The 12,435-nt window shown below is 59.7% G+C and carries 9 protein-coding genes; 3 read left to right on the top strand and 6 right to left on the bottom strand.

All coding sequences use genetic code 11. The features are described 5' to 3' along the window. Positions 1-21 precede the first annotated feature (21 nt). Positions 22-1,373, top strand: a protein-coding gene (locus B9Z03_RS04795; protein ID WP_139832163.1) for an IS3 family transposase whose coding sequence is annotated in 2 segments (ribosomal slippage) — positions 22-358 and positions 358-1,373 — 1,353 coding nt in all. Because the reading frame shifts where the segments join, the coding sequence is not laid out codon by codon here. A gap of 270 nt (positions 1,374-1,643) precedes the next feature. Here the strand turns inward: B9Z03_RS04795 and B9Z03_RS04790 are convergent. Beyond that, a complete protein-coding gene (locus B9Z03_RS04790) occupies positions 1,644-2,522 on the bottom strand; it encodes an SDR family oxidoreductase (protein ID WP_085463136.1) in 879 nt (292 codons plus the stop codon). Between the two features lie 336 nt (positions 2,523-2,858). Here B9Z03_RS04790 and B9Z03_RS04785 point away from each other — a divergent pair, with 336 nt between their 5' ends. After that, a complete protein-coding gene (locus tag B9Z03_RS04785) occupies positions 2,859-3,218 on the top strand; it encodes a winged helix-turn-helix transcriptional regulator (protein ID WP_085463135.1) in 360 nt (119 codons plus the stop codon). 274 nt (positions 3,219-3,492) lie between these two features. Here the strand turns inward: B9Z03_RS04785 and B9Z03_RS04780 are convergent, their stop codons facing one another. The 5 genes from B9Z03_RS04780 to B9Z03_RS04760 form a co-directional block, all read right to left on the bottom strand. Next, entirely contained in the window at positions 3,493-4,035 is a 543-nt protein-coding gene (locus tag B9Z03_RS04780) for a TSUP family transporter (RefSeq protein WP_244561664.1), read from the bottom strand. 88 nt (positions 4,036-4,123) lie between these two features. Beyond that, positions 4,124-4,666, bottom strand: coding sequence for a hypothetical protein (locus tag B9Z03_RS04775; RefSeq protein WP_085463134.1), 543 nt, complete (start codon positions 4,664-4,666; stop codon positions 4,124-4,126). Between the two features lie 145 nt (positions 4,667-4,811). Continuing rightward, positions 4,812-5,255 (bottom strand): nucleoside diphosphate kinase regulator, encoded by a 444-nt coding sequence (rnk, locus tag B9Z03_RS04770; protein ID WP_085463133.1) that lies wholly within the window; start codon positions 5,253-5,255, stop codon positions 4,812-4,814. Between the two features lie 438 nt (positions 5,256-5,693). After that, the gene (locus B9Z03_RS04765; protein WP_139832162.1) at positions 5,694-8,579 is read right to left on the bottom strand and encodes a bifunctional diguanylate cyclase/phosphodiesterase; all 2,886 of its coding nucleotides are present in this window, start codon (positions 8,577-8,579) and stop codon (positions 5,694-5,696) included. A gap of 146 nt (positions 8,580-8,725) precedes the next feature. Continuing rightward, positions 8,726-9,475 carry a GGDEF domain-containing protein gene (locus tag B9Z03_RS04760; protein ID WP_139832161.1) on the bottom strand — a complete coding sequence of 250 codons (750 nt, stop codon included), beginning with the start codon at positions 9,473-9,475 and terminating at the stop codon, positions 8,726-8,728. Between the two features lie 251 nt (positions 9,476-9,726). Between B9Z03_RS04760 and B9Z03_RS04755 the strand changes: the two genes are divergently transcribed. After that, positions 9,727-12,423: a putative bifunctional diguanylate cyclase/phosphodiesterase gene (locus B9Z03_RS04755; RefSeq protein ID WP_176247423.1), complete on the top strand. Its 2,697-nt coding sequence runs from the start codon at positions 9,727-9,729 to the stop codon at positions 12,421-12,423. The last annotated feature ends 12 nt before the right edge of the window (positions 12,424-12,435 follow it).

Below are 12,435 nucleotides of genomic sequence, written 5' to 3'. Positions count from 1 at the left end.
GTAGCCATTCAAGGAGCGAAGATGAGACAGAAATCCGGGACAGAGAAGCGCCCTGCAGAAGCGGTGATCAAGGACATCCGCCGGGCCACCCGCAAGCAGTATGGAGCGGAGGAGAAGATCCGCATCGTGCTGGAGGGACTACGCGGTGAAGAGTCGATCGCGGCGTTGTGCCGGCGCGAAGGGATCGCCGAGAGCCTGTATTACAACTGGTCGAAGGAATTCCTCGAGGCGGGCAAGAAGCGGCTGGCGGGCGACACGGCGCGGGCTGCCACCACCGATGAGGTCAAGGTTCTTCGCCGTGAGACGCGTGATCTGAAGGAGGTCGTCGCCGAGCAGGCGCTGGAACTGCGACTGCTTAAAAAAAGCATGATCGCGGATGGGGGCGACGACGAATGAGATACCCTGCTTCCGAAAAGCTCGAGATCATCCGGATCGTCGAGAAATCCCACTTGCCGGCGCGGCGCACACTGGAACAACTCGGCATCCCCCGCGCCACCTTCCATCGATGGTATGATCGTTTCCTGAGCGGCGGCGTCGACGCGCTCGAGGATCGCAGCCCAAGGCCGAGACGGGTCTGGAACCGCATTCCCGAGGGCGTGCGGGACCGGATCATCGACCTTGCCCTGGACAAGCCGGAGCTGTCGCCGCGCGAACTGGCTGTAACCTTCACCGACACCGAAAGCTACTTTGTCTCGGAGGCTTCGGTCTATCGTCTGCTCAAGGCGCACGACCTGATCACCAGCCCAGCCTTCATCGTCATCAAGGCGGCCAACGAGTTCCACGACAAAACGACGGTGCCCAACCAGCTCTGGCAGACCGACTTCACCTATTTGAAGGTGATCGGCTGGGGCTGGTTCTATCTCTCCACCATCCTCGACGACTTCTCCCGCTACATTATCGCCTGGAAGCTGTGCACCACCATGAAGGCCGAGGACGTCACCGACACGCTGAACCTGGCGCTCACAGCATCAGGCTGCGACCAGGCAACGGTGCATCAACGGCCACGCCTGCTTTCCGACAATGGGCCGTGCTACATCGCCGGCGAGTTGGCCGACTGGCTGCAGGATAGGGACATAGATCATACCCGCGGATCACCCTGTCATCCCCAGACGCAGGGCAAGATCGAGCGCTGGCATCAAACACTGAAGAACCGCATCCTGCTCGAAAACTATTTCCTGCCGGGCGATCTCGAAGCCCAGGTCGCCGCCTTCGTCGAGCACTACAACCATCGGCGCTACCACGAGAGCCTCGACAATCTTACCCCCGCCGACGTCTACTTCGGGCGAGGCCAGACCATCCTGCTGCAACGAGAAAGGATCAAGCGAAAGACCATCGAACAGCGGCGCTTGCAGCATCGCAAAGCCGCAGCCTAAATTGACAACCCAGATGAGCCAGAGCCTCCGCTAAATCAGGCTGCCGTTTGTCTCAAAAACCCTGACGACGGACAGTGGAGACGATACGTTTCAGCCATGCCTGCTTCTTCCTCCAATCCAATGCTTCTGTTCGGCACCAGACGGTGATGCGCGTTCGTTATTCATGATCGCCGCGAAGCTTCGCATGCGGCGGAGACTGGCGCATACCTCACGCGCGCCTACCTCGCTTTTCCATGGTCCTGTGCGACCGTTATGGACTAGCTATCGGTCTCAAGTTTCGAGCGAAGCATAGCTGGCTCGCAGGAATTCGGCCGGCGTCGTCGGCTTGCGACCAAGGAGTTTCTCCAGGTCACCGGTCTTGCCCTCCCACTCGCCAGCGTTGACACCATGCACCCATGCCAGCACAAAGCCGGCGGCCGGCTCGGGCAACCCCTGAGCCATGAGGCGGGCAATATAGTCCTGATCCGAGACGGCGATGAATAGCACCTCCTTGCCGCTGACCTCCGACAGGATCTGTGCGATATCCTCGAAGGAGACGGCCGAATCGCCGGACAGTGCGTAGGTCTTGTTCTCATGGCCCGGTTCGCTCAGCACGACCGCATGCGCTTCGGCAAGATCGTCACGGCTGGCATAGGCCGCCTTGCCCGCACCCGCAGGCATGTGAACGCCGGTCTCCAGCATATTGCCACCAACGTAGAGTTCGACACTGTCAAGAAATGGCGGATGACGGACCAGCGTGTATTTCAGGCCAGAGGCCTTGAGCCTTCCCTCGACGAAGAGATCTTCCTCGGTGACTTGCGGCAGTATGAAGACAGAGTCAGGCTTGCGAATAATCGGCATGAACACGATGTGCTGGACGCCCGCCTGCTTGGCTGCATCAATGACATTCTGATGCTGGGTGTTGCGATCGGTAAAGGCCGTGGCGGACACGAGCATGACCTTCTCGATGCCCTCGAAGGCGCGCACCAGCCCCTCATAGTCGAGGTAGTCGCCTTGGCGTACCTCGATCCCGTGGGCGGCAAGATCTGCTGCCTTGGCGGGATCGCGGGCGAGGCCGACGAGCTCGCTGGTGGGCCAGCGCTTCAGTAGATGTTTCAGGGTTTGGCGGCCGATATTGCCGGTTGCGCCTGTGACGAGGATCTTGGTCATAGCATTCCCTTCAGTTTACGGGTTCATGCAGCGCAGTCGCGCAGCGATCCGAGTTGATCCGGGCGGAGGATGAAGGATCAGGCGACGATCACGATCTTGCTGAGCAGGACTTCGTGCCCGAATGGCAGGAGGTGACGCGCGATCGTCTTTGCGACAACACCTGCTCCAAAAAATCCGAACCTCATAGACGCCTCCTGCAAATCTGAATCGCGCAGCGCTCGCGTGGCGATCGGCGAACGCGATGCGCGTCGACAACGCTGTCGGATCCAGTTAAGACGACGCAGACGCCTGTTCCAGTACCCACCATTTTGTAAGTATCAGAATCGGCAGATCAAAATGACCGAGACGACCTTTCGATGTGGCTTGGAAGCGGTTCTGGCCATCCTTGGCGGCAAGTGGAAGCCGCTGATCGTCTATCACCTCGCCAGCGGCTCTAAGCGGACAGGACAGCTCCGCAGGCTCGTCACCAAAGTCAGCGAGAAGATGCTGATCCAGCACCTGAAGGAACTGGCGGACGATCGGGTCGTTCGCCGTATCGACTTCCAGACGGTCCCGCCGCACGTCGAATACGAGCTGACGGACTTTGGTCGAAGCCTGGCCGAATTGCTCGCACCGCTATGCGAATGGGGAACCCGTCACACCTCAGAGGTCGCAATGATCGTTGAGAAGCGAGCGCGCGTGGAAGAGGTGGCCTAGCAGACGTTGCAGCAGAGCGTCGCGCCATGGGTGACATTCAGCACACAGCCATTCGATGTCGGCTCGAAGACTGTCAAACCCAGACCGGATGCTCGGCCAAGGCAGGACATGGTCGCTACCGGAGCAGTGCAGCGGTTATCTTGCGACGACAGTTCCGCCCTTCACGCTGGCGCTGCCAATCCTTCTAGCCTGCTGCCGGTTTGGTGGACACCGAGATAAGGTGTTTGACGGAACTGGAGAGTAAGAAATCAACGAAGGAAGTTCAGCCGCGAGTTCAAGCTTGAGGCCGCCAGGCCACCAAGCCGGCGGCCGCGAAGGTGGCGACCGAGATCGCCGACACGATGAAGGACAGACCGTTCATCTGGTTGAGGTCACGCATTCCCCACGGCGAAAACGGCGCAAGGAGAATGATCCCGAGACCGCCGTTGAAGTCGCCTCCGTAGACCGCGACGACGATCGTCCCGACGTGTCCGGCGGCACCCGCTCCGGCGGCATGCTTCTCCATCACATTCCTGAGGCGGTCGCCGAACGCGAAGATGAGTGTGGCTAGCGCCAAAAGGAAAGGGACCACGACCTCGAAAGCTTCGTTGGACGACACGAGAAGCAGCAGCGATCCTACAAGTCCTCCTGCGGCCGTGGCTGCAGTGGCCCGCAGTCGCATGCCCCGGTCGAGTGCCCTGATCTCCCCGCGAAAGTCTGCCGCCCCGCCGAGATACCCCGGAAAGACGGCGACGGCGCTTGTCGCATTGGCGGCCACCAGACGCACCCCCGTGTAGACGAGGGCGGGGAAGGTCAGGAACGTGCCTCCGCCCGCCACCGTGTTGAGTATTCTCCGCGAAAAAGGCCGCGACGGCCAGCAGCAGATACGCGGTCATCGTGTGCCTTTTGCGATCACTGCGCGACCGTCACGCAGCCGACGGACCGGGATCGTCGAACCCGTCAGGGGAGACGGCGACCATCGGCGCCCGGTCGTAGAAGGCTCCGCGGATCAGTCTCAGCGAAGGCTTGACGGAAGCTTGTCCCATCGAGTGTCTCTCCAGAGCGTCCTTTTCCCGCCTGGCCGCTTCCGGCTGGTAGTCCACCTTCTTGAGCAGGATGCGCTCCTCGACGCCGTCGCGGTTCGTGAACGCGAACCGCTCGCCCTCGGCCAAGCCGAGAAGCGCCAGCCCGCGCAAGGTGGTGACGGGCAGGAACATGCCGACCGTCGACGTCATCCTGTCGTGCGAGATGATCCTGGTATCGGGATCGCGCCCGTTCACGCTGAACGTGACGCGGCTGCTCATGGTGGCGACATCGTCCGGAACGTCGTCGCGGAACATGACGATGGCGGATTCGATCTTGCGCTTGAGGATCGGCGCGAGCGGATCGTCCTGGCCGAGGCAGCGGTCGCGCATGACCTCGACGATAGTGAAGTCCTTCGTGGTGAGGATGCAGGTTTCTTTTGACATCGTAGTTCTCCATTGCTCCGCCTGGGAGCGGTAAGTCGGGACGAGGTGGAGAACCCCTGGCCGCATGGGTGCGGCACAGGGGGCTACGATCCTGCGATGAGGCATCCTCCGTAAAGCGAGAGGCGGCTGAGAGGCATTGACATGGTCATGCCGTCCGCAGTTCGGGCTGCGGCCGTGGCGGCCGTGCGACATCGTTCTGTCCGACATGCTCGACGGTCAGCCTGTGGACGCGGCCGTCGCGCGACGTCCAGTCGATCGACTGGGAGGCTGACAGGCCGATCAGGGCCGCGCCGATAGGCGTCAGGACCGACACTTTTCCCATCGCGATGTCAGCCTCTCCGGGGAATACGAGCGTGACCGTACGGTCCTCGCCCGCGTCGGTGGTGAACCGCAGCGTCGAGCCCATGCGGACGACGTCGGCCGCGATGCGCCTGTCCTCCACCACGCGGGCGCGGTCGAGTTCGGCGAGGAGCTGGTCGGACAAATCCGGATCCCTTGCGGCCCGGGACTCGGCAAGGCGCGACAGGCTCTGATGGTCGGAGCGGGTCATGGTGATGGCGGGCTTGCGCCTGCCCGTGGTGGTGGCCATTTCAAAACTCTTTCAAATGATCGAACCGCGGGCGCGACAACGGGCGCAACGGCTGAAGGACTGTCTGTGTGAATTGGTTTGTCGCCGTTCCTACATCGCCGCATTTCGCAGCGCGTGTAGCCCTATGCCCCGCGGCCGGGGCGCGACGCGACCGAGCCGGGGGTTAGGTGCCCGCGATGGGGAACGCCCGTTCAAGCGGGAGGGTGCAAAGATCGATCAACATGCCGCAGAACGTGGGATGCCGGGGATGCAAAGTCAAGCCGTGTGAAAACTCGGCAGGCTCATGCCAGGGTCAGCCGGCCCCTACATTTCGGGCCACGTCTTTGGGCAAGGCACGACACCGCGCTTGCCCCGGTGCAAGAGGGCAATCGAGGGTGGCTGACGTAAGTCACCACGTTCTGTAGAGAGTGTCCCGCTCGATGTGCCGCGACGCATTAACTAACGCGCTGGCGACAGCGCCGATCCGAACTCCCAGGTCTGAAACGCCGGAGCTGACATGAATGCTGGCACCTCTGACGCCGGGAGGGGGCGGCTGAACAGATAGCCTTGCCCGATGTTGCATCCTCTCGCCTTCAGATAGCGGGCTTGCTCAACCGTCTCGACGCCTTCGGCGACGGTCTGCATATCCAGGCGCTTGGCCATCTGAAGTATTGCATCGGTGACAGCGGTTGCCTTGGCATCTTGGTAGTCGAGCTGGTCGATAAACGTCTTGTCGATCTTGATGACATCGACGGGAAATTTCTGGAGATGGGTGAGAGAGGCGTAGCCGGTGCCGAAGTCATCGAGCGCAACCATGACCCCCATGGACCGAAGCTCCTCCAGCATCCGCGACACCTCGGGTCCGAGTTGCCCGATGAGGACACCTTCCGTCACCTCGATGTCAATTTCGGCCAGTGTCTGCCCGTGTTCTTGCGCGTGGGCCAAGATGCGTTCTGCGAGGGTCTGCTGGCGGAAATCGCCAGCGGAGACATTCACAGCCAGACGTCCTACCTCGACCCCCATTGCTCGCCATTTCGCGAGATCAGAGAACATGCGCGAGAGCATCCGGTCAGTCAGTTTGACGGTGATTTCGGGGTCGGAGAAGGCTGCAGCGATACGCGACGGTGGGTGGACTTCTCCATCTTCGCCCGTGATGCGTAGCAGCGCCTCCCATCCCATGATCTTTCCAGAGTGGAGATCGATCTTCGGCTGATAGAAGGGGACGACTCGATCACTGGTCAGAGCGGCACGCGCCCTTCCCAGCATCAATGCCCGCTCCTCTGCGACCATGCGGAGACTGGGTGTGAACTCCGTAATGGTTCCCGGCATCTTGGTCTTGGCATCGTAGAGGGCCAAGTCCGCGGCAATCAGCAACTCGTCAGGTTCGCGGGCATCCCGAGGCCACAGCGCCACTCCTCCGCAGAAGCTGACCGGGATGGAGAGGCCAGTGTACTCCACAGTGTCGATAAGGATGTGCGAGATTCGGTCAACCACGCTCGCTTGGGACGTGACAGATGGAAGGTCAGGGAGGATAACGGCGAACTCATCTCCGCCCAAGCGCGCGACCGTAGCGCCTACGGGGAGGTTCTCGGAGAGTCGGGCTGCCATCTCCACCAGGACCTTATCGCCGGCCGAATGCCCCAGCGTATCATTCAGCTCCTTGAAACCGTTCATGTCGAGGACGATGAGAGCAACGTAATTGTCGTTTTGCCCGGCAATTTCGACTGCGGTACGAAGTCTCACTCGATAGAGTGACCGATTTGGCAATTTCGTCAGGGGGTCGTGGAAGGCGGCCCACATGAGCTCTGCCTCAGCCTTCTTCTGTTGCGTAATGTCGAGCATCGAGCCAACGAGGCGGACAGACTGGCCGTTCGCATCGCGCACGATGATGCAGCGTGATCTCGTGTCGATCCATTCGCCGGAGGCCGTGAGAAATCTATACTCTTCGTGCCAGTAGTCCGCGCCCGTTTCCAAGGCTCTCGACTGGCTCGCAAGGACGCGTGGAAGATCGTCAGGGTGGATGCGATCAAGCCAGAAGCTGAGGTCGGTGTGCCCCTGCAACTGGGGGTAACCCAGAACCTTCTTGTGCGCCCCAGCCCATGTGGCGCGCTGATCCTCGAATGACCAGTCCCAGATGACATCATTCGTGGCACGAGACGCTAGCCGGTAACGTTCCTCGCTCAACCGCAGCGCCTCTTCCGCAAGCACTTGATCATGGATGTCCTCAAGACTTCCATACCAGGCAACGATGGTCCCATCGACCTCACGCCTTGGCCGTGCGCGGACCCGGAACCACCGATACGAGCCGTCCACCAAGCGCACGCGATATCGAGCGTCTACCCGATCTTCGTCACCCGTCCGAACTGCTTCATCCCACATGGCCACAATCGGTGGCAGGTCGTCGGGGTGCAAGACGCGCTTCCAGCCGTCGCCGTAGCTTTCTTCAAGAGAGACGCCCACCAAATCTCGCCACAGGGGTGCGATCTCGGTGATTTGTCCACTGGGGTTGGCCACCCATGCGATCTGTGGGTTGAGTTCCACATATGCACGGTGATGCGCTTCGCTGCGGCGTAAGGTATCGAGCGCTTGGAGTAGGTCTGCCTGCTGGCGGGCGGTGATCCGTGCCGCGCTCGCTGACTGCCATGTGACGGTCACGGCTGCTACGAGAAGGAGCAGGAAGCTACCTACGACCATTGCTGCCAATTCGTCAGATGTGCCGGTCCAACCTGTCAAATCCAGATCACCGCCCGGCACGATAGTGACCCCGGCCATGGCAACGAAATGAAGCGAGACGATTGCACAGAAGAATGCCAGCGCGGCGGACCAAGCCAAGACTTCATCTTTATCCTTGGCGAATAACCAGCCAGACAAAGCGCCGAGGCTGAGTCCAAGCGTGAGCGATGCCGAGACCCATAGAGGGTCATGGTGGACGGTTCCGGCAACTCGGATTGCATGCAGGTCGATGAAGTGCGCAGCGGCGATGGCAGCGCCAAACAATAGGCCTGCAAGCATTCCATGTTCGCGCCGTGAAAAGCCGATCAGCCACCCTGAACTCGCCAGGCCCGCCGCTAATGCGATCGAGACAAGTGCAGCGGAAAGATCGTAGTGTATTTCGAGATCGTCCCGATATCCCAGCATCGCGGTAAAATGCGTGGCCCAAACGCCCAATCCTGTCACCAAGCCAGCGAACGCCAGCCACTTCATGCGAACGATGCGGGTTTCGTGCTTCAAAGCGTGCTGGGCGACAGCAATGCTGGTCAGGGAACCCAGCGCACAAATACACACTGCCAACGCAATGAAGCGGAAATCGTGCTGGACGAATATGACCTCGTACAAGCGTGTCATGCAGAACAATACCACACTTGCACCGAGCACAATCGCAGAGTGTCAAATCTGAGTAAACGGCAGGTGTGCAACCCGTAGAATATTCCACGGCACTCGTCACCGAATTGGGCTCGCCAACCGGAGAGAAGACGTTTTGTCAAATTAAACTACGCAACGCCCAACAGTTGTTGATTCTCAGATGAGCCGTCGAAGTAGTCTGCGATGCAAACACGATTCCGCCCCGCGTTTTTCGCGAGATACAGCCGGCGATCTGCATGGCGATAAAGCTGCAGATAGGTTGCACGGGTCGAGAACGTGGTTCCGCCGACGCTGAGGGACAGCGCGTGTCGCTTGCCGGATGGAAAGAAAGGTGCATCCTCAACAGCCGTGCGAATACGCTCCGCTACAGAGTGAGCTACCTTTGGATCAGTGCTAGGCAAAAACACGCCAAACTCTTCCCCGCCAAGTCGCGCCACAAGATCTAGCTCGCGCACGTTCGATTGGACAACGCGGGCAATCAGTCGAAGCGCCTCATCCCCCTCGTCATGGCCAAAGCTGTCATTCACCGACTTGAAGTTGTCCACGTCGAGTATAAGCAGCGCCCCGACCGATCTTCCCCTGTTGGCGTCGAAGCGCTCAAGGTAGGCCTCAATGAGGGAGGAAAATGCTCTGCGGTTCAGACAGTCCGTCAATGGATCGCGCGAGGCGACGCGGGAAAGCGCGGCGTGTGCGAGCGAAAGTTCCCGTAGCTTGCTCAGAAGAAATCCAAAGAACGGCGGCGCCACGACCAGCGGAATCAGCACGTTGTTGATCCAACGGTCGCCGAGTTCCCAGCGCCCAGATTCCTGCAGAAAGCCGTCCAGTACCAGCGCGGCAAGAATACAGGCGAGGGTGCCCAGCCGTGAGTATGTAGACACGCGTTACGCTCGTTGGCGAGAAGTCGATCACAAGGCCACCTCTTTAAGCAGCACATCCTATGCCTCAACGACTAAAGGTTTAGGGAGTAAGCCCCTAAAGTTTTAGCATATGGAGGAGCGGTGTGGTGCGGCCGGCTGTTCCGTCGACCGCTCCGCCTGCATATGACGAAGGGAAGCCCAAAGGACTAGATGTCCCGCCTTGGTCCGAACTCATTAGCAATATGACTACGATTTTGTGCCCAATCATTCGTATGAAGCTGGCGCGAAGAGCAGTTCTATCGAGGGTGTGCCTCGGGGCGGTTGCCGCGGGCAGCCTCGCCGCGCTGTGGAACCTGCCGCGCTGGGCGTCTTGGAATGAGGACATTTCCACGACTTGGCTCGCGGCGCTACAGTTAGCTGGGCCACTTGCGGCCTTTGTTCTCGGCTGCCTGGCCGCTTTGGCTAGCAAGGGGCGCGACAGAACCGCGTGGCAGCTTCTTGCTGCAGGTTCTCTTTTTTACTTGGTCGGGAACATAGCCTATATTCTGGCCGCCCTTAGCGGGGACGTCAAAGCATTTCCAACGCTTCCTGACTTGGCCTTCTTTCTGATGGCGCTGCTTTTTGCAGCGGGTATCATGATATATGGTCGTCGGCAGTCCCTGCCGCTGATGATCACCGCATGCAATTTCATTCTATTGTATGGCGCTGTCATATTCGGAGTGCGATTTCTTCTGCACTACGAAATAAAGGACTCGTTGCTGAACGAGTTCGCCACCATGGTGGCATTCCTTTATCCGGCATTGTGGGGAAGTGTAGCTGCCTTGGCGGTTATCCGCTTGGTCCTCTACCCGAGTGGTGCCCGCCGCTTGCCAATTGCACTGCTCTGCGTAGCAGTGCTCGTGGAGGCTGCTGCCGATCTGATCTATGCCTCCCAGCTCATGCGCGACGTTTTTCAGGTCGGGGGGTGGGCGCACCTTCTTTGGATGATCTCCGCGTTGACCGTCGCTTGGGCGGCGATCGAGCACATCCTTCTTGCGCGTGCACCCGAAATCGAATTTGACGACGGGAAGCAGGAGAAGCCCCGCCTGCTCGGACAGGCGGCTGTCCCCGCGCTGATCCTGTTTCTGATCCTCATAACAGGCACAATCTCGGGCGCTTTCGGGCGCGGCCTATACCAGTACTTCGCAGCGTGTCTGACAATCGTTCTCACGCTAACGGTCGGGCTTCGTGAACTCTGGGTGATCAAGACACGCAGGGATCTTCATAGCATAGCCGAAGAACGTCTCTTTAAGCTCTCCGAAAGCGAAGATCAGCTCACATCCGTGCTGGAATCAACGAGTGATAGCGTCCTGGTTCTCGATCTCGACTGGACTATCAGGTTCTTCAATCGCCGAGCACTCGAACTCGTGCCGGAGTTGGCTGAGTTCGGAGTTGGGAGTCGGTACTGGAACCTATTCAGGCGCGACGAGCGTGAAATATTTGAACCGTCGCTTGAGCGTGTTCTGGCCACCGGCGAGCCGTGGGAGGTGGAGGTCTTCAGCCCTGCTCGTCAGATGTGGCTCGATCTGCGCGCATTCCCTACAGGGAACGGAATCTCCTTGTTTTTCCGCGATATCACAGAGCAGAGGCGTATCCGGGAGGAGAACGAGCATCTTGCCCAGCACGATTTCCTGACAGGACTATTCAGTCGGAGCGTATTCAATCGGAGAATAGAGGAAGAACTTGGGGCGAACGACAGCCGCGCCGTTCTTGTGATTGACCTCGACTTCTTTAAGGAGATCAACGACACGAAAGGACACGCGGTCGGAGACGCCGTTCTGGTAGAGGTTGCAAAGCGGGTGCGGAATTGCGTGCCCCAACATACTCTCGTCGCGCGTCTCGGCGGCGACGAGTTCGCCATTGTGCTGGAAAACTGGCTTCCCCGCGAATTGGTTCGGTTGGGCATTCAAGTCGTCGAAACGTTGTCGAGACCGATCGTTGAACTGGGTCACTCCCTGACAGTAGGCGCGAGCGTTGGCATCGCCTCCACGCATGCAGGTGCCGGGCGCGCCGACCTGTTCATCAAAGCCGATATTGCGCTCTACGATGCCAAGGCCGCTGGCCGGGGCCGCGTCATGCTGTTCGAACCCAGCATGGAAGCGCGCATCCGGGACCGTTGGGCGTTGATGGCCGACCTAGCCCACGCAGCCGAGAACGGAGAGCTGGAGCTTGCATATCAGCCTCTGCTGGACACTGCGTCGCGTCGGACAGGGGGGTTCGAGGCGCTGCTTAGATGGCGACACCCGAGCCGCGGCATGATTCGCCCTGACGAATTCATTCCCCTGGCGGAGGAAAGCGGACTGATAATTGCCATCGGCGAATGGGCACTACGAGCGGCCCTTGCGGAAGCAGCAAAGTGGCCCGAAGAGTTATCCGTCGCGGTCAACATCTCTACGCGCCAGCTTGCCCACGCACAGTTCCTGGACACGATCATTACCGCTTTGATGGATACATGCATCGATCATCGTCGACTGGAACTGGAGGTCACAGAGTCGGCGCTGCTCAGTGAGACAAACCTCCCGATTCTGACGGAAATCAACCATCTGGGCGTAGGCATCGCACTGGATGATTTCGGTACCGGCTATTCCTCGCTCAGCTATCTACAGCGTTTCCAGTTCAGCAAATTGAAGATCGACCGCTCCTTCATCAGGAGCGTTCCGGCGGACGCCAAGAGTAAAGCGATAGTCCGGACCGTTGTTGATCTCGCGCGAACGCTCGGGATGCACGTAACCGCCGAAGGTGTAGAAACGGCCGAGCAGTTCGAATGGATCGCTGAGAACTGCGACCAAGTGCAGGGATATTTCATCGCACGCCCAATGTCGGCGGCGGAAATTCCCGCCTATCTGGCGTTCGAGTCAGATAAGAACCGTACCACCCGTTCAGATGTCCCTCCGCGCGTTGGTTTATCGACGAGAAAGCGCCGGGCATGAATCGCGTAATGC

The organism is Mesorhizobium australicum (assembly GCF_900177325.1).
GTDB lineage: Bacteria > Pseudomonadota > Alphaproteobacteria > Rhizobiales > Rhizobiaceae > Mesorhizobium_A > Mesorhizobium_A australicum_A.
Note: the sequence above shows the minus strand (reverse complement) of the source record. Positions and strands in the feature narration are given on the sequence as shown.

Coding starts and splice junctions, on each gene's coding strand:
- B9Z03_RS04755 (WP_176247423.1), top strand. CDS start 9,727: ATGAAGCTGGCGCGAAGAGCAGTTCTATCGAGGGTGTGCCTCGGGGCG.
- rnk (WP_085463133.1), bottom strand. CDS start 5,255: ATGGCCACCACCACGGGCAGGCGCAAGCCCGCCATCACCATGACCCGC.
- B9Z03_RS04785 (WP_085463135.1), top strand. CDS start 2,859: ATGACCGAGACGACCTTTCGATGTGGCTTGGAAGCGGTTCTGGCCATC.
- B9Z03_RS04790 (WP_085463136.1), bottom strand. CDS start 2,522: ATGACCAAGATCCTCGTCACAGGCGCAACCGGCAATATCGGCCGCCAA.
- B9Z03_RS04765 (WP_139832162.1), bottom strand. CDS start 8,579: ATGACACGCTTGTACGAGGTCATATTCGTCCAGCACGATTTCCGCTTC.
- B9Z03_RS04775 (WP_085463134.1), bottom strand. CDS start 4,666: ATGTCAAAAGAAACCTGCATCCTCACCACGAAGGACTTCACTATCGTC.